Origin of the sequence: Moorena producens 3L (genome assembly GCF_000211815.1) — a bacterium.
GTDB classification, from domain to species: domain Bacteria; phylum Cyanobacteriota; class Cyanobacteriia; order Cyanobacteriales; family Coleofasciculaceae; genus Moorena; species Moorena producens.
The window spans coordinates 1-20,471 of sequence record NZ_GL890971.1 but is presented as its reverse complement, the minus strand read 5'-3'; the positions used below and the strand labels follow the sequence as shown (position 1 = coordinate 20,471).

The following is a 20,471-nucleotide window of genomic DNA, read 5'->3' as shown; positions in this document are numbered from 1 at the left end:
GTTAGGAGGTTAGGAGGTTAGAAGGTTGAAGGTTAGGAGGTTGAAGGTTAGGAGGTTTAAGGTTAGGAGGTTGAAAGTTAGGAGGTTGAAAGTTAGAAGGTTAACAATCAACAGTCAAGATTTAACTCAACAGTCAAGATTCAACAGTCAAGATTCAACAGTCAAGATTCAACAGTCAAGATTCAACAAACCACTTCTTTTTCTTCTGAACGTCGTCTAGGCACCTCATAGGTGAAGAAATCATAGGCTAAGATGGTATTTGGGAAAATTGCCCGTGCTTCAAGAAGCAAATCATCTAACCTCAGGGGGTTTCCTGGAGCATAACGAGGACTGAAATGGGTCATAATTAGCTGTTTGACTCCTGCACCAAGGGCAACTTGAGCTGCCATGGTAGAAGTAGAATGTAAGCGCTCAATAGCCATCTGAGCGTCTTGATGGGCAAAAGTAGCTTCGTGAATCAACACATCTCCATCCTTTGCTAGTTCAATAGCCTGCTCACAGAAGATAGTATCGGTACAATAAACCACTTTACGACCAGTTTCGGGTACTCCACACAAGTCAATACCCTGAATCTTACGCCCATTAGGTAGGGTAATCGTTTCTCCCCGTTTGAGTTTACCGTAAAGAGGACCAGACGGAATTCCTAATGCGATCGCTTTTTCTACATTAAACCTGCCCGGTCGGTCTTTTTCACACACTCGATAGCCAAAGGCTGGTACACGATGTTCGAGGGGTAGACAGCTAACGGTAAATTCCTGGTCTTCGTAGACTAAACCAGGTTTTATTGTGTGAACCTTGAAGGGGAATGCCAAATGGGTGCGAGAGTATTTTAGGCAAGCTTGGAGATAACTATCTAAACCTGGTGGTCCATAAATATCAACCCTGTCGATGTTTCCCGCTAAGCCACAGCTTGCCAACAGACCTGGCATACCAAAAATATGGTCACCGTGGAGGTGGGTAATGAACATTCGTCGGATCTGGCTGGTTTTCAGGTCACTCCGCAAAAGTTGATGCTGAGTACCTTCGCCACAGTCAAACAGCCAGACTTCTGCACGCTGAGGTAAGCGCAGCGCTACACTGGACACATTGCGCGATCGCGTTGGGACTCCGGAGCTAGTTCCTAAAAATGTAATTTCCACGCAGCCTGTTGTTGAATGTTCTTGTCTTGACTCTTCTATATATAGTACACAGCCTGAGTCCGATAGTCTCGAAGAGTGGGTAGGATATCACCGGGTCAGCCATCAGCTTTCAGCTTTCTGCTATCAGCTTTCTGCTATCAGCTTTCTGCTATCAGCTTTCTGCTATCAGCTTTCAGATTTCAGCTTTCTGCTATCAGCTATCAGCCATCAGCTATCAGCCATCAGCTATCAGCTATCAGCTTTCTGCTATCAGCTTTCTGCTATCAGCTTTCTGCTATCAGCTTTCTGCTATCAGCTTAAGCGCTACGCGCACGCTACGCGAACAGCTTTCTGCTATCAGCTATCAGCTATCAGCTATCAGCTTTCTGCATATGCTTAGATGGACTTTACTGGTGACTTTCAATTCTCATTAATCTCGAAAATTATAGCGTTGATCACAGTCATGAGGTACAGTATTATTTGAAGCTGATTCCCTGTCTTGATGCAGCGCATCCCTATTACCCATTACCTATTACCTATTACCTATTACCTATTACCTATTACCTATTACCTATTACCTATTACCCATTACCCATTACCTATTACCTATTACCTATTACCTATTACCCATTACCTATTACCTAAAATCCCGAAATTGTGTACCTCATAGCTATGATAATTGCTATATACCGTTCCCGTAGCGTGGCCATAGGCCAAACAGGTTTATTTGAAGCTGACGGCTGACAGCTGACGGCTGACAGCTGACGGCTGATGGCTTACAACAAATCAAAAAATAAATTTAGTTTTTAACATTGGTACTACGATACTATTGTTGTTACTGTTGTGTTCTGGAGATATAATTACAAATAGACCGGGAGTGATGGAGATATTGTCATTAATTTGGTAGCGATAAAAGGTTTCTAAATGGTAAGATAAATCCAAATCTTGACGACTGTTAATATCATTTTCAGCTAGTCTAGGAGGCATTCCAAACACGAAACCTAATTCATTGCCTTCTTTGCCTAAATCGGGAAATGCCATGGTGATAGCCCAAGTCCAGATATCAGCTTTAGCGCCCTTTGAGCCATCCAAACCACTTTGGCGGGGAGAGGATTCAGCGTTGGCATTGATATAACTAAGCCAACCCCCAAGGGCAAAACCAGGACTAAGTCGATATCTCGCTTGTAAGCCAAACCCATTAGCAGAGGTGGCAGTTTGATCACCAAATGGTGCTTGGGAAAATTGACTGCCAGTACTCCCAGTGACATCAATCCCTGAGTTGGGTTCAGGAGAATAGTAATGGACATAATTCAATCCAATCCCTAAGCGCTGATTTGGTGTTAAGGTTAGCTGAGTGAAAGCACCAAATTGACCATTAAATAGTCCATTACCTTCGGTGGGATTAGAGATACTAGCGGCACTACCTAAATAAGCTACACTGATTCTAATTGAGTCATTAAATTGATAACGAATAGCAGCGCCACCACCTTCAGCTAGGCGATAAACCGGGTTATGTACTCCAAAACGGGAGAGGGCTGAGACGGGATTGAGGGGGTCTGTAATCTCATCGGCTGACAGACCTGCTGCAGCAATATGAGCTTGAATGCGATCGCTAATCGGGAATCGATAATATAGTTCAGTTAAGACAAACTCCTGGTCTGTATCTGTTTCAAAGTCATAGAGAGTCATGTCTGTGCCATCAAGGGGGTTATTAAATTCAGGCACGTCGGTGGTATCGATTCTAGTGCGTAACAGGTCTTTACCGGTGAAACTGGTATCAAAGGATAATAGGGCAAGACCTGTGAATGTAGTGGTAAGACTATCGTCTTGAGTTGGGCTACTGCAACAAGGGGCAGCTTTGTTATCAGTGAAGTAGTCAATTAGGATAAAGTCTACTTCGCCATTGAGCTTAGTCGTGGTGGAAAACTCAGTAATTTCGACTTCAGCAGTACGAGCGGTGACAGCATCGAGGTTACCACGCAGTCGAGCTAGTTCCAGGGTAAACTCGCCTTGCAAACGCTGGATTGCCTCTAGATCCTCTTTAAAGTAGGACGATGCCAAATTGGGAGCTACAATTATCTTACTGAGCTGATCGAAACAGGCATTGAGAGCAGCAGCAAATTCATAACGGTTGAGGGGACGATTGCCACGATAGCTACTATCAGGATATCCTGCCATACAACCGTAGCGCTCTACGATAGATTGTAAGGCTTGGAATGCCCAATCTGTGGGCTGGACATCGGATAACTGGGATACTGATGTCACCTGATCCATCGGATCATCTATCGGTTCGAGATTGGGTTCGATATGGGGAGTTAGTTGATGGTCAAACTCTTGTGTAGTTGTTGGTAATTCTGTTGTTGGTGATCCTGGGAACAACTGGTCAACAGGTGTCACCTGCTCCATCACGCCCACAGAGATGGGGGGAAGTAATTCTACTGCTACGGATAATTCCTGGGCGGTTGTTGACTTTGGTTGAGATTCATTGGCTAGACCATTGGGAGTTAGTAAAAATGCTGCAGCGATCGCAGCTGGAGTTACATGGGGCAAGCTCCAAGTCAGTTTGGGCATTGGGAACGATAGTTGACTACTCACACCGAAAACATTGATATAATGGCGCAAATCTTAGCAATTTGCCCAGTAGGGTGATGCTAACAGGGGTAGGTTTCTGATATCTGGGTGAAGCGGGAAGTGTCGGAAGTGTGGGATTCTAAGAGGTTGTCTGAGAAGTCTCATTTGCTACATCCAAGCCCCCGTTGGTCCCCCTCTGGGGGACTTTTAGAAGCAAATTGACTCTTGTTCCCCCCAAAGTTGGGGGGTCAGGGGGGCAAAATTCAGTATCAAAAAACTTTTCAGATATCCTCTAAGAGTTAGATATCCAACTGCTGTTGTTACACTCAAGTTGAACCTATTCAGAGCGAGCAAATAGAGGAAGCATTCCTAGATTAACTCCGGATTTATCTAGGAAAATTGGTGTTGCTGAATTAATAGACCTCTTGCAAAAGTATTTTTCTGATAGTGTTTACGTCAATTCTTGTCCACTGTTCCCTGTTCCCGTCTTGATGCAGTCGCTCATGGGGGAAACCACGGCAGTCGCTCATGGGGGGAACCCCCAAGACCGCGCTGCCTCCCCAAGACCGCGCTGCATCGCTGTTCCCTGTTCCCGACAACTGCCGCGAAGTCTAATGAATGAATGAGCGATCATCAGGTGCGACCCGTGGCGAATTTAATTCTTAATGGGTCAAGCGCACCTATGGTTTTGTTGAAGCCCCCTAAATCCCCCGAGCGAGCAATCCCTCGCTCGGGGGACTTTTAGAGTTTTTTCCCCCCAAGCGAGCAATCCCTCGCTTGGGGGGTTAGGGGGGCGAAACCATACCCAGAATCAGCAACACCGAAAAAACTATAGTTCAAGGGTTTGTAGTTCAAGTTTTCTTACAAAAATGACCTGCTCCCACATAGAACTGTTTAGCAAGCTGATGTTGATAGATATTAGCTTAAGTATAAACATCAATAATTTTTTGTCTAGGATCAACGGAGTAGGGTTTCATGATTTTTTAGTATAATTATCTGAGGTATCATGATTATTGTACCTGACTAGCTTGATAAATATTATGTTAAGTTCTATGGTTGAGAAGTAGAGAGCTATACATGAAGGTTAGAAATATCCCTGGTTATCTCCTTGATCAGATAGAGTCAGCCCTATTTACTGTTTTCCCTGCTAGAAGAAAAAATGCTGGAAATACCCCTGGTTATCTCCTTGAGAAGATACAGTTAGCCCTGCTTAGTGCTTTTCCTGAGCCACAGGGCTTCAAACAAATGCTACGATTCCAATTAAATGAAAATCTGCCAGAGATTGCTACTGGTGGAAATTTCAGTGAAATTGTTAACAAAACAATCAACCATTTTGATAGTAATAATAGTTTAGAACTATTAATTAATAGCGCCCTTAAACAAAATTGCGCTAATCCTGAGTTAAATGCAATCAAGAAAAAATTTAAAATTACGACTAGTTTACTCGACCTATTGTATCCTTTAAAAAAAAATAACAAGCCAAAGCAAGAGGTTTATAGAGATTATTTTCAAAAAGTCAATTTTTCGGAAGATAAAATTGTTGCAAATTTAAATGATATTATAGATAACTTGGATACTATACTTGATGAAAATTTTTATAGTGAAAAACCTATCATAGACTTTGCTGATTTTTTATTAAAAAATAGAGATATTGATATTTCACAAGAAAATGCTTGTCAACTCAATCAATGGTTAAAAATCGAGTCCAAGAGAAGTAAAGCAAGCTATATAATCAGCTATATAATAAGATTGGTAAGCAATAACCGCTTATTTGAATTTGATTATGTAGTGTCACGTATATTGCCATTCCTCTTTATTAATATTACTGGGGCTTGGATAATCGAATTCTTGAGTAGAATAGAATGGGTTAAGCAGTATAAAGCCCTTAGCATGTTGTTTTTTATAGTATTTACAATCATAGCTATTATTGATTTATTTAAAAAATCAAATTTAAGACTGAACCAAATAGGATCAGTTACCTTAGTAATCTTGGTGATAATAGGAGAAGCATTTATATTTAGCATTTTTCCCACTAAACTAGTAAAGTCCCCTGAAAACTTTCACAATTACCCAGAAATCGTAAAAGTTTTTGAAAACCAGCATCTAACTAAACATTATAATTTAAAGAAAATCTTTATACATAAAGCTGAAGTAATAGATAGATTTATAAAAAACCCGGGTAAAGATAATGAATTACATGAATTACACATATTACTTAATGATGTGGAATGGACCAAGGAAGAAAAATTAAGATTTCTCAAGAGAAACTATAAAGGATATATAAAAGTTAAGATTAGTTATAATGATAATTCGACTGGGAAGTTTAAAATAAAAAAATCTCAAATAATTGACTATTCATTTAGACCTGGTAGTGGAATCTTATCCTTTGTGATAGGATTCGGAGAAACAGCATATTTGGTGCCTCGACAAAGATATAATCTTCTTCAAAAAATAGAGAACATTATTGAAGATAACCAAGTTTTAGAAAAAATCAAATAAATATGAATAAGCTGTTAAGCATTAGTGCCTAACAGCTTAACAAATTAGCTTAACCAATTATTCAAAGGTTATGGTATTAGGTAAATCAATCACAAAGTTCAGCCCTTGTGGAGTGACATCGGCGTTAATAGAGACACCAGCCTTAACGAGTTTATCTAGGCTTAATCCATAGGGTTTCAACTTTTGATCAACGCCCGCATCTTTAAGATAGGAAATTAAATTGACACCATCAAAATTTGCCAAACCCTTCTTGACCGCTTTAACTGTTTGATTGCGAAATACACCTTCAAGAAGAGTCAGAGCATCAGAATACCATCCCCTTCCACGCACATTGTGGTTACGGTAAGCAACTTGTAAATCGTTATTACGTATGGCAATACCAAGACTGACATCACCACTAGGTGTTACAGAAAACAAGCGAGTACACTTCTTTCCAGAAAATAGATCGATGCATTCATACTTACGCAAATTGACTGTAAAGGAAAATGTTGCTCCACCATTGTCAATAGACTGAAGATTAATATCGTTGATCTTCCACTTGTTATAACGAGTATTCTTGATGTAATACCCATCATATTGATTAATAGAGTTAACTAAATCTTCCCGGAATTTTTCAATTGGCAACGTTCCTCGAATTTGTGCTTTGGTTAAGTCCAACTCAATGGGAAATCCAATCTGATTTGTCAATACATCTAGAGACTGGACAACAAGCGGGACATTAGCATCAGGAAATTTGCTCTCTGCATGAAGATAACCAGGTAGAGCAATAGTTAAACCTAAAGAGATGGCAAAAGCCCTAAAAATAGTTGCTAGATTTTTATCCAACATAAATTCTCTCCTTTGTCGGGAGCAGCTAGTATGTATTGGTATTTTGAAACCTTCGGATACTAAAAATAGCTGAACGCCTTTATATAAAAAGACAATAGTTTGATGAGGTTTGAATTATTTAAACCCTTTAAATCCTAAGGAAGTAGTCAATCAATAGATTACCATTTACTGCTTAGGCTTCGAGTTAATTTTGAGCATACTTGTTTTCAAATACCACTATTGATTTATCAGGCAAAGTTCAGGAAGTTATGCGTAACTTAACAAAAGTTAATAAAAAAATGCATTAGGGGCAGTAGAAAGGAATTATAGACATTGAAGTATAGTTAGGGAAAGAGTAATAGGTAATATGCAACAGCAGATCTGATAGCAAAACTATGTCTTAACCTTTACTTCGACTGCTATACCAGTAAACTTTCAACCTTCAACATCCAACATCCAACATTCAACCTCCAACATTCAACCTTCAACATTCAACCTCCAACATTAAACCTTCAACAGTTAACCTTCAACCTCTAACCTTCAACCCTCAACCGAATAAACCCTTCCTTTCCAAGCACCACCCCGTCCTTGCCAATGTCGCCATGCTGAATCTATGGTCATTAAGGTATAGAGCAACCCGATCCCAGGTAAGCAAAATCCTAGCAGAGGAGAACATTGATACAGGCGCAGTGTGGGTAAGTAAGCTAAAGCCATCAGTAACCATGTCACAAAGGATGCGATCGCATTCAGCCAATGTCCAGTCAAAACACTAAGGATCAAACCAATCGGGGCTACTAGATAAATTAACGTCATTGCCATCACCGTACCCACTAATAGCCATGGGGAATACTCTAGTTGGGTAAAAGCCGTGCGAGCAATCATGTTCCAGATACTCGCTAAAGAAGGATATGGTCGTAAGCTGCGAGTTGATTGACTTAGCCCTAACCAAATGCCACCAAGGCCAGAAAGGGAACCAGAGGAAGATCTGGACTGATTACTGGATTTAACTGCTTGAGCTAGGGCACAATCATCGATTAATGCTTGACGCACTACCTCAATCCCACCGATGCGGTTTAAGGCTTGATGGCGAATTAAAATACATCCTCCAGCGGCAGCCGCAGTAGATTTTGTGGGGTTATTGACCCAAGCAAAGGGATACAGTTTTTGAAAGAAGAAGACAAAGGCAGGAATCAGTAGTCGCTCCCAAAAGTCTTGGCATCTGAGCAACACCATTAGGGAAACTAGATCCAAGTGTTCTATCTCGGCTTTGGTAAGCAGTTGACGGAGATTGGCTGGATCATGCTCTATATCAGCATCGGTAAATAAAAAATAATCTGGGGCTGGGGTTTGCTGCTGCCCATAACGAATGCCTTGTTCTAAGGCCCAGAGTTTACCAGTCCAACCAGGGGGTAACTCTTGACCGGATAATACTTCTAGTTGGAATCGTTGGGAGGATTGCTTGCTTTCCTGGGCAAGGGCTTGAGCAATGGTCGCTGTTTGATCAGTGCTTTGGTCATCCACTACAATCACCGTCAAGCAGCCAGGATAGTCTTGAGCCAGAAGCGATCGCAATGTCGTGGGGAGCAACTCAGCTTCATTACGAGCTGGAATTACAGCACAAACCTTGGGTAATGATTCCCCTTGACCTACAGACCTGGTAGGGAATTTCTCTATAACCAGCCGTTGGTCTGCTCGCCAAAACTGACCCCGAAATCCTAGTAATCCGATCCAAATCCCTACGGATAGAACAGTGATTCCTAATCCGATTGTATCCATTTGTATTGATACCTATTGCTAATTCTCCACTACAAGTAGCAAAATAACGTAACCAAAGGTGCGCGCACCTTTGAATGTGGTGTGTGAAGTAAAACGGTAAAACATGCAAACCCAAGACAGGATTGTAGAATCAGGGGTTACAGGAGCGATCGCAAATAGCCAAAGCTATTTACTCGCTCAGCAATATCCCGATGGTTACTGGTGGGCAGAACTGGAATCTAATGTCACCATAACAGCGGAGATTGTCCTACTCCATAAAATTTGGGGAACTGACAAACAACGACCTTTACATAAAGCGGAAGCCTATCTGCGTTCTCAACAGCAGAAACACGGTGGCTGGGAACTTTTCTATGGTGATGGTGGGCATTTGAGTTGTTCGGTGGAAGCTTATATGGCACTCCGCCTTTTGGGGGTACCTGCCAGTGACTCAGCTTTGGTCCGAGCCAGGGATTTTATTCTCAGACGGGGTGGCATCAGCAAAACCCGGATTTTCACCAAATTTCATTTAGCCTTGATTGGCTGCTATAGCTGGCGCGGGATTCCCTCGATTCCCCCCTGGATAATGTTGTTTCCAGAATGGTTTCCCTTTACTATCTATGAAATGTCTAGCTGGGCAAGGGGAAGTACAGTTCCTTTATTAATTGTCTTTGACCAGAAGCCAGTATTTGAGATTGAGCCAAGGATCAATCTAGACGAGTTATATACCGAAGGAGCTGATCAGGTCAAATTCGAGCTACCTCGCAATTCCGATTGGACAGATTTATTTGTACTGCTTGATGATGGATTTAAGTTAGCAGAAGACTGGAATTTAGTTCCATTCCGGAAGCAGGGACTGGCAGCAGCGGAAAAATGGGTCTTGGAGAGGCAAGAAGCCACAGGAGACTGGGGGGGAATTATTCCAGCCATGTTGAATTCCCTGTTAGCGTTGCGTTGTCTCAACTATGATCTTGCGGATCCGATCGTGCAACGGGGACTGGAAGCCATTGATCGGTTTGCCATTGAAACCCCTGACAGCTACCGAGTCCAAGCCTGTGTTTCCCCAGTTTGGGATACAGCTTGGGTATTGCGAGCGATGGTGGAATCTGGTTTAGAACCGGATCATCCAGCCTTAGTTCGGGGTGGAGAATGGTTGTTGCAGCAGCAAATACTAGACTATGGGGATTGGGTGGTGAAGAATCCCCAAGGGAAACCAGGAGGATGGGCCTTTGAGTTTCAAAACCGTTTCTATCCTGATTTAGATGATTCCCCAGTAGTGATTATGGCCTTGAATAGCTTGAAACTCCCTAATCAGAAACTAAAGCAGGCAGCCATGGCTCGTGGCTTGGCTTGGATAGCATCAATGCAGTGTAACCAAGGGGGTTGGGCTGCGTTTGATATTAATAATAATCAACACTGGCTCAATTCTCTGCCCTATGCTGACCTGAAAGCTATGATTGACCCTAACACAGCGGATGTGACCGCACGGGTCCTGGAAATGCTGGGTTCGTGTAATTTGTCCATAGAATCCCAAAAGTTGGAGAATGCGATCGCATTTTTGATTCAGGAACAGGAAGCCGATGGCAGCTGGTTTGGTCGTTGGGGGGTTAACTATATCTATGGCACCAGTAGTGCTCTTTCAGCCTTATCTAAAATAGCGCCTCACACCCACCAACGTAGTATCGAACGGGGTGCCGCTTGGCTAGTGAAATGTCAAAACCTCAATGGTGGCTGGGGTGAGACCTGTCTTAGTTACGATGATCCCACTCTTAAGGGACTAGGAATCAGTACTGCATCTCAAACCGCTTGGGCTTTAATTGGTTTAATGGCAGCAGGAGAAGCTACTGGCAACTGGGCAATGGATGCCATTGAGATGGGAGTCAACTACTTAGTGTCAACTCAGCAGCCCGATGGCAGTTGGGATGAAACCGAGTTTACAGGCACAGGTTTTCCCAGTCATTTTTATTTGAAGTACCACTTCTATCAACAATATTTCCCGTTGTTGGCCTTGGGAAGATATCAAATGTCTGTTGCAAGTTGAAGGTTGTTTGTCGGAATGTAGAATTAAGAATGTAGAATGTAGAATGTAGAATTAAGAATGTATAATTAAGAATGCAGAATGTAAAATCCAGAATGGTGAATGGTGAATGTCGAATACAGAATTCCAAATTCTTAATTCTTAATTCTTAATTCTTAATTCTTAATTCTTAATTCTTAACTCTTAATTCTTAATTCTTAATTCTTAATTCTTAATGCCCACGCATCCTGTTTATTGCTAATGCTCAGTCAACCAGACCGTCAAATCTGTGACGGTCTCAAAATCCAACAGCGCCTCGCTCAACTCCTCCAATTGAGCAATAGAAAGCTTTTGAATCCCCTCAAGTAGCTGGTCAGAAATACTACCAAACCGACGGGTGATCAGACGTCTAACGATTGAGTACCCTTCCTCTTGTTTTCCTTCCAGTTTTCCTTCAAGCTTTCCTTCACGTTTTCCTTCGAGTAAACCAAGTTTATGTCCTTTTTGAATTATCTTCTGATAAATTACAGACTCTTGCATCACTTCCTCCGGAAATAATTCTGTGATCAACCTTTGGTCAAACCGCAAACCAGCTAGTAACTGGGTACAAGCGGAGATGTTAGTAAAAGCTAGTGGTTCTTCAATCCTATCCACTGCTGCCGCCACTTGCTCTAATAATCTGTTGGGAGACTCACTGAATGCTAAAGTGGCAAAAGGCAATAAGGCGGGATTGGCCAAAAATTGCAATGGGTCTTGCTCCCACATCCTGATTACTCGATAGCGATGGCTAGTGTTACTCTCGACCAACTGGTTAGTATAAGCTTTGGATGAGGTGGTGAACTTGAGAAATATCACTACCTGCTCTATGGGACAGTTATACTTTTCTTTGAGTCTGACCCAATACTTGAGCATCCGCAATGGTAGGGATGGCTTGGAAGCTGGCAGGGTTTGAAATTCCCACTGTAGGATTTGGTTAGCGGTTTGCAGCAGGGTCAAGGAATCGGCGTGAATCGGTTCAGTATTTAACTCAGTTTTGAGCACCGATATTTCAGTAACTTCAATATCATGAAGCCACTTGACCAAATCCCCTGGGTAGTTTTCGGCGAGATATTTACAGATATTATCGTAAGCCAAGGTAGTTATCTTTGGTTAACAGTACCTGGGCAAGTTTATCGGATTTGGTCAAAAAAAGCGATCGCATAAGCGCGGAAGCTGAGGCCGTAGGCCACGCTTTGCGAACGCTTCATCGCGTTTGCGTAGGGGCTCTTTGAGAGCATCGCTTTTTTTATTGCTGATGGGATGCCAACCACACAGCTATATCGGTGACTGTCTCAAAATCCAACAACGCCTCGCTCAACTCCTCCAATTGAGCAACAGAAAGCTTTTGAATCCCCTGTTGTAGCTGGTCTGAAACACTCCCAAACCGACGGGTCAGTTGACGTATCACGATTGAGTAACCTTCCTCTTGCCTTCCTTCACGTTTTCCTTCAAGTAAACCAAGTTTATGTCCTTTTTGAATTATCTTCTGATAAATTACAGACTCTTGCATCACGTCCTCCGGAAATAATTCTGTGATCAACCTTTGGTCAAACCGCAAGCCAGCTAGTAACTGGGTACAAGCGGATATGTTAGTAAAAGCTAGTGGTTCTTCAATCCTATCGACTGCTGCCGCCACTTGCTCTAATAATCTGTTGGGAGACTCACTGAATGCTAAAGTGGCAAAAGGCAATAAGGCGGGATTGGCCAAAAATTGCAATGGGTCTTGCTCCCACATCCTGATTACTCGATAGCGATGGCTAGTGTTACTCTCGACCAACTGGTTAGTATAAGCTTTGGATGAGGTGGTGAACTTGAGAAATATCACTACCTGCTCTATGGGACAGTTATACTTTTCTTTGAGTCTGACCCAATACTTGAGCATCCGCAATGGTAGGGATGGCTTGGAAGCTGGCAGGGTTTGAAATTCCCACTGTAGGATTTGGTTAGCGGTTTGCAGCAGGGTCAAGGAATCGGCGTGAATCGGTTCAGTATTTAACTCAGTTTTGAGCACCGATATTTCAGTAACTTCAAGACCATGAAGCCACCTGACCAAATCAGCTGGGTAGTTTTCGGCGAGATATTTACATATATTATCGTAAGCCAAGGTAGTTATCTGTGGTTAAGACTACCTGGCCGAGTTTACAGGATTTGGTCAAAAAAAGCGATCGCGTAGCGTGGCCATAGGCCAATCCCTTAGCGGCTCATAAGCGAGCATCGCGTAGCGTGGCCATAGGCCAATCGCTTTTTTTGTGATTGGGCTTTTGGTCTTTTTGGCTTCCCCCTGAAATAAAAATCTGCTCTATCTCCCCCTCTTCCCCGCCTATCTCCTCAAAAGAATTGGTAGTCTTACCCGACTAGGCTAGGTAGAAATATAGTCATCAAAAATTGGTTTTCTTGTAGCCCACCAATATTGGATAGTATTACCAGGCCACAAAGCGAATACTCTGCCATCTTTATTTTGATACCAGCTCATACAGTTTTCTTTTGTCCACACCCTTTTTGCCATAGTTTTCCATAAATCCTGATAATAACGTCTCATGGCTTCCTCCTTCACTTCCAGAGATTTCCAGTCTTCTGTGAGCATTTTATTCAAGCAGCCAATAATATAATTAACTTGGCACTCTACCATTAAAATAACCGAGCTATGACCCAAACCAGTATTCGGTCCTAAAAGACTAAAAAAGTTAGGGAAATTGGAAACAGAAATACCAAGATACGCTTCTGGTTCGTTGCCCCATATCCCCGCTAGACTCTCTCCGTTGCTACCACGTATATCCATTTTTTTGTAGGACAAAGAGTTAAATCCTGTAGCATAGATAATAGCGTCAACTTTATAGTCTTTTCCTGGTTCGGTTACCAGACTATCAGCCGTTATTTTATCTATCTTATCTGTAATCAATTCTACATTCTTTCGGTTCAGGGTTTGATAAAAATCGTTATTAATTAAAATTCGTTTACAACCTGGTTGATAGCTGGGTATCACCGCATCCCGTACTCGGGAGTCATCAATTTCCTGGTGTATGCGTTTTTCCAATTGTTTTTGTAGGTACTTACTAATAAAACTTCCAGTAGTGAATAGAGGAAAACTGATTAAGTCATTACGTAAGTATAGTAATCCCCGGTGCAGTTGCATCAGAATAGGGAACTTCTTAAAATACCATTGCATCTGGGCTGAATAAGTCCCATCGTCTCGGTTAGTAATCCAGTTCGGAGTTCTTTGAAAAATCAATAGTTGTTTCACTTTTTTGGCAACTTCTGGGATAAATTGAACTGCACTGGCTGCAGTGCCTACAACTGCCACAGTTTTATCAGTTAAATCAAAGCTGTGATTCCATCTAGCTGAGTGAAACGAAACTCCTTTGAAGCTTTCTAAGCTATTCAAATTCGGTAATTTGGGTAAATTTAAACCTCCCCAGGCACTGATCAGTATGTTAGCTGTTATAGTTTTATTATCAGCTGTGTCAACATACCAGAGGCAATTTTTGGCATTGAAATGGGCGCTAATAACCTCTTGATTAAAACGGATATGGGGATAAATATTGTATTTACGTGTGCAGTGTTCTAAGTATTTCAATATCTCTGGCTGAGAGGGATAAACTTGGTTCCAATCATATTTCATCTCAAAAGAGTAACAATATAAATGAGCGGGAATGTCACAGGCACATCCTGGGTAGTTATTATCCCGCCAAGTCCCTCCAATTCGAGAGTATTTTTCTAGAATAATGAAAGGTATTTTGGCTTTTTTAAGTTTAATAGCCATGCAGATACCAGACATGCCGGCACCAATAATAACTACTTGCATTTTTATTATTTTTATGTTATGATTACTGGTGATTATTCGTTTTATTGTTTAGTTGGATAGTTCCCAAAACGCGATAATCGAAGTTTAGATAAAAATCCCAACCAGCAAAGGTCAAAAGTGAGTATTCAGCTATCAGCTATCAGCTATCAGCTATCAGCTATCAGCTATCAGCTATCAGCTAATGCGCTACTTGAGGTGCTTTTGAATAAAACAAGTAAGCATTGGAATAATGCTGAGTAAAGTCACCTCCCAGCGTCGTTCGCACAGCGTGGCCATTCGCGTAGCGTGGCCGAAAGGCCAAGGCCAAAGCCTGTGCCACAAAACTGACGGCTGACGGCTGACGGCTGACGGCTGATGGCTGAATGCTTACGGTCAAAAAAATGCTACCATTAAATAATATAATAAATATCAAAAAAAGCAATTATGGGGAGCCTTGAAGGCAAAGTAACCTTAGTCACGGGTGCCAGCCGTGGTATTGGTAAAGGAATTGCGATTGGCCTTGGAGAGGAAGGTGCTACGGTATATATTACCGGTCGTAGTCTAGACAGTTCCAATGTCACAGAGGGAGTTTCCGGTAGTCTTCGGGAAACCCAATTAGCTGTGCAAGATGCTGGTGGTATTTGTATTCCGGTAATGGTAGATCATAGCGACGACCAACAAGTGCGCTTACTCTTTGAACGGATTCAAGATGAGCAGAAGGGACAACTGGATCTGCTGGTCAATAATGCGTTTTCAGGAGTGCAGGCATTGAAAGAGGGATACGAAAAACCATTTTGGGAATGCGTTGACAATCTTTGGGATGCTGTCAATGATGTCGGTCTCCGCAGCCATTATATTGCCAGTGTTTTTGCAGCTCGACTGATGATTCAGCGTCAGCAGGGGCTGATTTGCACCATCTCATCTTGGGGCGGCATGTCTTACATCTTTGGTAGCGCATACGGGGCAGGTAAAGCAGCTTGTGATCGACTGGCTGCTGATATGGCTGTTGAACTCAAGCAATATAATGTGGCATCCCTTTCGATTTGGCCAGGCATAGTTGGTACCGAGCATATTTCCAGTTTGGCTTTGCAAATGGGAGAAGATAAACCTGGCAATCAGCAAAGCCGACTGATCTCTCAAGGCTATAATTGGGAAACTCCTTTACTCACGGGGCGCGTTATTGCTGCCCTTGCTGCAGACCCAACTGTAATGAGCTTTACAGGCCGCGTTCGAGTTGTCGCAGAACTGGCTGAGCACTATGGTCTCTTCGATAAAGACGGGTTACGTCCGGTATCACTACGCTCTCTGCGTTTTATAGCTCCAATGTTTTGGCCACCATTAATAAAATATGCGTCGCTGATACCTAACATTAATATACCCTGGTTTTTATTACTATGGGGAATACTCCAATCTCCTAAAATTTAACCGATAGCAAAAATTGAGAACAATTAGATGAGCAATCTCCATGGAGCTGTGGTAATAATCACCGGTGCCGCCGGTGGATTCGGTCAGGAATTGACTCGACAATTATTAGAAGCTGGTAGCCGTTTGATCCTCACGGATATTGATAAAACTATTCTTAAAGAGCGTGCCGATGCTATTCAACGGGAGGTTAAAACTGGGGATATACTTGCTCTTTTGGGGATTAATCTTTCTGAACCTGACGGATGCGAAACTCTTTATCAGCAGGTTAAAGACCTGGGAATAGAAATCGATATTTTGATCAATAATGCTGGCATTGGCCTTTTTGGTCGCATGGACGAAGTGCCTGCGGAAAAATGGGAAAGGCTGATGCAGGTAAATCTGCTGGCACCAATGCGATTAAGTTCTCTATTTGCCGCTGATATGATTAGGCGTCGCCAAGGTCACATCGTTAACATTTCCTCTGCTGCTGGCTGGATTGCACCCGCTGGCATGGCTCATTATACTGCTAGTAAATTCGGTTTGCGAGGATTCAGCGAAGGGCTTTTAAATGAAGTTAAAATTTATAACGTCAAGGTTACAGCTGTTTATCCCTTTTACAGCCGTACTCCCATTATCCAGTGCAAACAGTACGGAACCCTTGCTAAAGAAGATCAGGAGTTGCCGGACTTTATAATAACTGATCCAGCTAAGGTCATGAGGCAAACGATTCAAGGAATCATTGATAATAAACCTCATGTTTTTCCTGATCGAATGGCAAAAAGTATCTCAGTTATTAAACGTTTTTTTCCCCAATTATTAAACTGGATTTTTTAAACTGGATTTTTAATGGGTTCAATCGGAAACCAAAAGCCGATTTATAGGATTTATATAGCAAAGGGAACAGCGGATCATCGGAGTAGGGAGTAGGGATAAGCAAGGGTTGGGTTTGGCGAGAAGCCCACACTTACTAGGGTAGGAAGTGTGGGAGCATGGCACTGAGCTTTGATCCGTACGCATCCGGTTTATTGCTGATGGGATGCCAACCACACAGCTACATCGCTGACTGTCTCAAAATCCAACAGCGCCTCGCTCAACTCCTCCAATTGAACAACAGAAAGCTTTTTAATCCCCTGTTGTAGCTGGTCGTCAAGACTCCCAAACCGACGGGTCAGTTGACGTATAATGATTGAGTACCCTTCCTCTTGCCTTCCTTCACGTTTTCCTTCGAGTTTTCCTTCACGTTTTCCTTCACGTTTTCCTTCGAGTAAACCCAGTTGATGTCCTTTTTGAATTATCTTCTGATAAATTACAGACTCTTGCATCACTTCCTCCGGAAATAATTCTCCTATCAAGCGTTGGTCGAACCGCAAACCTGCTAGTAACTGGGTACAAGCGCTGATGTTAGCAAAAGCTAGTGGTTCTTCAATCCTATCCACTGCTGCTGCCACTTGCTCTAATAATCGTTTAGGGACTTGCATGTAAAAAAAATACCAATTAAAGTAGGGTGGGCAAAGTTATCTTATCTATAAGACTCATTTGAACCAAAATGTTTTTGCCCACCCTACAAGCTAAAATCTGGTATTTTATTTTTTGGCTACTCCCTTAGGAGATTCACGCTTATGCCAGAGTGGCAAAGGGCAATAAGGCGGGATTGGCCAAAAATAGCTCAGGGTCTTGCTCCCACATCCTGATTACTCGATAGCCATGGCTGGTTTTACCCTCCAGCAACTGGTTAGTATATGCTTTGTTTGAGGTGGTGAACTTGAGAAATATCACTACCTGCTCAATCGGACAGTTATACTTTTCTTTCAGTCTGACCCAATACTTGAGCATTCTCAATGGTAGGGATGGCTTGGAAGCTGGCAGGGTTTGAAATTCCCATTGCAGGATTTGATTAGCGGTTTGTAGCAGCGTCAAGGAATCGGCGTGAATCGGTTCAGTATTTAACTCAGTTTTCAACACCGATATTTCAGTAACTTCCATACCATGAAGCCACCTGACCAAATCAGCTGGATAGTTTTCGGCGAGATATTTACATATATTATCGTAAGCCAAGGTAGTTATCTTAGGTTAACAGTACCTGGCCGATTTTACCGGATTTGGTCAAAAAAAGCGTACCCATCCATCGTGATTATGCTTTTGGCTTCCCCCTGTGATCAAAATCTGCTCCACTCACCAATTCCCTTGTTCCCAATCACCAACACTATCGACGGCGCTGTTGCAATTTGCGATAAACATCCCGTACATCAACCTGATGGTAAGCCATAGCAACTAGGCTGTGGTAGAGCAAGTCCGCTACTTCAGATGCGATCGCATCCGGGTCATCATCCTTACAAGCCATTACCACTTCTGCAGCTTCTTCCCCAATTTTTTTAAGAATCTTATTATCCCCACCCTTAAACAACTTACAGGTATAAGACCCTTCTACTGGATGGTCACGGCGATCGCAAATTATCTCAAACAACTGAGACAAGGTATCTGCTGGAGGGGCTACTTTCTTACTCTCCACTTGATGGAAACAGCTACGCTCACCGAGATGGCAGGCAATATCACCAATTTGTTCCGCCGTCACGAGTAAAGCATCACTGTCACAATCGTAGCGGATGGATTTTATCCTTTGTAAATGCCCAGATGTAGCACCCTTGTGCCACAATTCCTGACGAGAGCGACTCCAAAACCAGGTTTCTCCTGTATCGAGGGTTTTTTGCAATGACTCCCGATTCATCCAAGCCATCATTAATACCGTACCATCAAGGTAATCTTGGACAATGGCTGGCACTAGTCCTTGATCGTTGTAGCGAACTTGGTCAACTGGGATAGCTTGGCTAATGGAAGTCGGTTCAGATGCTGACATAGTTTTAGGCAACGGATGGAAACACCCAGCGGGTCAAACAGCTTTAATGAGATACACCCTACAAGATACCACCCCTGATATCCAATTGATCAGTAAATATTGATCATTGACACTCCCCGCGCCTTTAGGCGCGGGGATTCTTCGCTCACAGACTCGACTTGCTGAACCTGGCCGGAACCAAGAACAGTAGCGGTCAAATCTCCCGAAGCGTTCGGATCGATGATCCAGGTTCCGGTGTGCCCCACCGTACCCAAGGCTCTTTTTAAAATGTTGATAGCGGCGTTGTGATCTCTATCTAGTTCGCATCCACATTCGCAGATATGAGTCCTAGTGGATAGTGACTTCTTCACGAGTTCACCGCATTTGGAGCAGTTCTGGCTTGTATAGGCAGGATTAACTGCAACAGTGACTCTGCCAAACTTTTTGCCAAAGTGCTCCAACCATTTTCTAAATTGATACCAACCAGCATCATTAATAGACTTAGCTAAACAATGGTTTTTGACCAGATTCTTTACTCTCAAATCTTCATAGGCGACCAGGTCGTTAGACCGGATTACGCAACGTGCCAGTCTCTTGGCATGTTCTTTACGTTGCCTACTTATTTTGAGGTGCTGTCTGCCTAATCTATTAACGGCTTTCTTACGGTTAGATGAGCCTTTCTTTCTCCGAGATACTCGGCGTTGATAAAATTTTAGACGCTTCTCCCCTACCCTATAAAAGCGAGGTGATGGTTCAGTGTTTCCCCTAGAATCGGTATAGAACTCTTTTAGTCCTACATCCAATCCTACAGTGGCATCAGCCGGGTCTAATTGTTCTTTTACATCTATGGAAATACAGAACTGAACGTAATAACCATCAGCTCTTTTAACTATACGAACCCGTTTGATTTGCTTTTTGTCAAAACGCCACAAGTCCCATGTCCCCTTAAGCTTCAGCTTTCCTATTCCCTTTTTGTCACTGAAGATAATCGACTTCTTGTCAGGGGACAGTTTCCATCCTGACTGCTTGTATTCGACTGATCTACAGTGTTTCTGGAAGCGGGGAAAGCCTTTCTTTCCTGGTACCTTCTTCTTACAGTTTTCAAAGAAACGACAAATCGATGACCATGCTCTTTCAGCCGCAGCTTGTCGAGCTGTTGAGTTTAATTCATTGGCAAACGGAAACTCTTTAGCCAGTACTTTACTGTACTTGCTAAGGTCATATTTACCCGTTCCTTTATTGTCCATCCATAGGCGAATGCAACTGTTGCGAATAAATTTAACTGTCCGAATAGCTTCATCTATAGCTAAATATTGATGGCTTTTGCCGTAGGCTTTCATCTCAACAATAATCATTGACCTTGACCTTGACCTTGACCTTGACCTTGACCTTGACCTTCGGTCACGCTACGGGAACGGTCACGCTACGGGAACGAATTTCGACCTCACTCGCTCTATTCTTACGCTAACAGGTTGGGCGTAATCTGTCAAGTACAGATAAAATAAAAGTGACACGGCGACTAAACTCGCTAGTCACTTTCATCCCCGATCTAAAGATGCGGGGCTGAAAGTGTTCAGATTTCTAGTAAATCTGCATTCTTTCTTTACAAATTCAAAACGGATCAGTCTCCATAGGATAATAATCTCTTGT

General features: G+C 42.6%; 16 protein-coding genes and 1 pseudogene. 5 read left to right on the top strand and 12 right to left on the bottom strand.

What is annotated here, in order from left to right; translation table 11 throughout:
• Positions 1 to 182 precede the first annotated feature (182 nt).
• Positions 183 to 1,139 (bottom strand): ribonuclease Z, encoded by a 957-nt coding sequence (locus LYNGBM3L_RS30550; RefSeq protein WP_044495516.1) that lies wholly within the window; start codon positions 1,137 to 1,139, stop codon positions 183 to 185.
• 459 nt (positions 1,140 to 1,598) lie between these two features.
• Between LYNGBM3L_RS30550 and LYNGBM3L_RS44660 the strand changes: the two genes are divergently transcribed.
• On the top strand, positions 1,599 to 1,763 hold the full coding sequence (locus LYNGBM3L_RS44660) for a hypothetical protein (RefSeq protein ID WP_154659971.1): 165 nt from the start codon (positions 1,599 to 1,601) through the stop codon (positions 1,761 to 1,763).
• A gap of 141 nt (positions 1,764 to 1,904) precedes the next feature.
• Here the strand turns inward: LYNGBM3L_RS44660 and LYNGBM3L_RS30535 are convergent, their stop codons facing one another.
• Positions 1,905 to 3,689: an iron uptake porin gene (locus LYNGBM3L_RS30535; RefSeq protein WP_008190518.1), complete on the bottom strand. Its 1,785-nt coding sequence runs from the start codon at positions 3,687 to 3,689 to the stop codon at positions 1,905 to 1,907.
• Positions 3,690 to 4,766: 1,077 nt separating this feature from the next.
• Here LYNGBM3L_RS30535 and LYNGBM3L_RS30530 point away from each other — a divergent pair.
• On the top strand, positions 4,767 to 6,188 hold the full coding sequence (locus LYNGBM3L_RS30530; protein ID WP_008190515.1) for an effector-associated domain EAD1-containing protein: 1,422 nt from the start codon (positions 4,767 to 4,769) through the stop codon (positions 6,186 to 6,188).
• Between the two features lie 57 nt (positions 6,189 to 6,245).
• Here LYNGBM3L_RS30530 and LYNGBM3L_RS30525 read toward each other — a convergent pair whose 3' ends face one another.
• Positions 6,246 to 7,016: a hypothetical protein gene (locus LYNGBM3L_RS30525; protein ID WP_008190513.1), complete on the bottom strand. Its 771-nt coding sequence runs from the start codon at positions 7,014 to 7,016 to the stop codon at positions 6,246 to 6,248.
• 519 nt (positions 7,017 to 7,535) lie between these two features.
• The gene (locus LYNGBM3L_RS30520; RefSeq protein ID WP_008190510.1) at positions 7,536 to 8,771 is read right to left on the bottom strand and encodes a glycosyltransferase; all 1,236 of its coding nucleotides are present in this window, start codon (positions 8,769 to 8,771) and stop codon (positions 7,536 to 7,538) included.
• A gap of 103 nt (positions 8,772 to 8,874) precedes the next feature.
• Between LYNGBM3L_RS30520 and shc the strand changes: the two genes are divergently transcribed.
• Positions 8,875 to 10,788: a squalene--hopene cyclase gene (gene shc / locus LYNGBM3L_RS30515; protein ID WP_008190508.1), complete on the top strand. Its 1,914-nt coding sequence runs from the start codon at positions 8,875 to 8,877 to the stop codon at positions 10,786 to 10,788.
• A 234-nt stretch (positions 10,789 to 11,022) separates the two neighbouring features.
• Here the strand turns inward: shc and LYNGBM3L_RS30510 are convergent, their stop codons facing one another.
• The 4 genes from LYNGBM3L_RS30510 to LYNGBM3L_RS44655 form a co-directional block, all read right to left on the bottom strand.
• The gene (locus LYNGBM3L_RS30510; RefSeq protein WP_008190506.1) at positions 11,023 to 11,898 is read right to left on the bottom strand and encodes a DUF4351 domain-containing protein; all 876 of its coding nucleotides are present in this window, start codon (positions 11,896 to 11,898) and stop codon (positions 11,023 to 11,025) included.
• Positions 11,899 to 12,049: 151 nt separating this feature from the next.
• Entirely contained in the window at positions 12,050 to 12,907 is an 858-nt protein-coding gene (locus tag LYNGBM3L_RS30505) for a DUF4351 domain-containing protein (protein ID WP_008190504.1), read from the bottom strand.
• Between the two features lie 255 nt (positions 12,908 to 13,162).
• Entirely contained in the window at positions 13,163 to 14,605 is a 1,443-nt protein-coding gene (locus LYNGBM3L_RS30500) for a flavin-containing monooxygenase (RefSeq protein ID WP_008190503.1), read from the bottom strand.
• Positions 14,606 to 14,783: 178 nt separating this feature from the next.
• Positions 14,784 to 14,981 (bottom strand): hypothetical protein, encoded by a 198-nt coding sequence (locus LYNGBM3L_RS44655; RefSeq protein ID WP_154659970.1) that lies wholly within the window; start codon positions 14,979 to 14,981, stop codon positions 14,784 to 14,786.
• Positions 14,982 to 15,028: 47 nt separating this feature from the next.
• Between LYNGBM3L_RS44655 and LYNGBM3L_RS30495 the strand changes: the two genes are divergently transcribed.
• A complete protein-coding gene (locus LYNGBM3L_RS30495) occupies positions 15,029 to 16,009 on the top strand; it encodes an SDR family NAD(P)-dependent oxidoreductase (RefSeq protein WP_008190500.1) in 981 nt (326 codons plus the stop codon).
• Between the two features lie 27 nt (positions 16,010 to 16,036).
• Entirely contained in the window at positions 16,037 to 16,822 is a 786-nt protein-coding gene (locus LYNGBM3L_RS30490) for an SDR family NAD(P)-dependent oxidoreductase (RefSeq protein WP_008190499.1), read from the top strand.
• Between the two features lie 188 nt (positions 16,823 to 17,010).
• On the opposite strand, the gene LYNGBM3L_RS30485 is transcribed toward LYNGBM3L_RS30490, so the two are convergent.
• The 4 genes and pseudogenes from LYNGBM3L_RS30485 to LYNGBM3L_RS30470 form a co-directional block, all read right to left on the bottom strand.
• A complete protein-coding gene (locus LYNGBM3L_RS30485; protein ID WP_008190498.1) occupies positions 17,011 to 17,466 on the bottom strand; it encodes a DUF4351 domain-containing protein in 456 nt (151 codons plus the stop codon).
• A gap of 126 nt (positions 17,467 to 17,592) precedes the next feature.
• Positions 17,593 to 18,043: pseudogene (locus LYNGBM3L_RS30480) on the bottom strand (Rpn family recombination-promoting nuclease/putative transposase); the annotation flags it as partial.
• A gap of 148 nt (positions 18,044 to 18,191) precedes the next feature.
• Positions 18,192 to 18,842: a bifunctional phosphoribosyl-AMP cyclohydrolase/phosphoribosyl-ATP diphosphatase HisIE gene (gene hisIE, locus LYNGBM3L_RS30475; RefSeq protein ID WP_008190493.1), complete on the bottom strand. Its 651-nt coding sequence runs from the start codon at positions 18,840 to 18,842 to the stop codon at positions 18,192 to 18,194.
• An 89-nt stretch (positions 18,843 to 18,931) separates the two neighbouring features.
• Positions 18,932 to 20,176 carry an RNA-guided endonuclease InsQ/TnpB family protein gene (locus LYNGBM3L_RS30470; RefSeq protein ID WP_008190491.1) on the bottom strand — a complete coding sequence of 415 codons (1,245 nt, stop codon included), beginning with the start codon at positions 20,174 to 20,176 and terminating at the stop codon, positions 18,932 to 18,934.
• Positions 20,177 to 20,471 lie beyond the last annotated feature (295 nt).

Excerpts from the sequence above, each read along its gene's own strand:
- LYNGBM3L_RS30535 (WP_008190518.1), bottom strand. The coding sequence starts at position 3,689 with ATGCCCAAACTGACTTGGAGCTTGCCCCATGTAACTCCAGCTGCGATC.
- LYNGBM3L_RS30530 (WP_008190515.1), top strand. The coding sequence starts at position 4,767 with ATGAAGGTTAGAAATATCCCTGGTTATCTCCTTGATCAGATAGAGTCA.
- LYNGBM3L_RS30525 (WP_008190513.1), bottom strand. The coding sequence starts at position 7,016 with ATGTTGGATAAAAATCTAGCAACTATTTTTAGGGCTTTTGCCATCTCT.
- LYNGBM3L_RS30520 (WP_008190510.1), bottom strand. The coding sequence starts at position 8,771 with ATGGATACAATCGGATTAGGAATCACTGTTCTATCCGTAGGGATTTGG.
- shc (WP_008190508.1), top strand. The coding sequence starts at position 8,875 with ATGCAAACCCAAGACAGGATTGTAGAATCAGGGGTTACAGGAGCGATC.
- LYNGBM3L_RS30500 (WP_008190503.1), bottom strand. The coding sequence starts at position 14,605 with ATGCAAGTAGTTATTATTGGTGCCGGCATGTCTGGTATCTGCATGGCT.
- LYNGBM3L_RS30495 (WP_008190500.1), top strand. The coding sequence starts at position 15,029 with ATGGGGAGCCTTGAAGGCAAAGTAACCTTAGTCACGGGTGCCAGCCGT.
- LYNGBM3L_RS30490 (WP_008190499.1), top strand. The coding sequence starts at position 16,037 with ATGAGCAATCTCCATGGAGCTGTGGTAATAATCACCGGTGCCGCCGGT.
- LYNGBM3L_RS30485 (WP_008190498.1), bottom strand. The coding sequence starts at position 17,466 with ATGCAAGTCCCTAAACGATTATTAGAGCAAGTGGCAGCAGCAGTGGAT.
- hisIE (WP_008190493.1), bottom strand. The coding sequence starts at position 18,842 with ATGTCAGCATCTGAACCGACTTCCATTAGCCAAGCTATCCCAGTTGAC.
- LYNGBM3L_RS30470 (WP_008190491.1), bottom strand. The coding sequence starts at position 20,176 with ATGATTATTGTTGAGATGAAAGCCTACGGCAAAAGCCATCAATATTTA.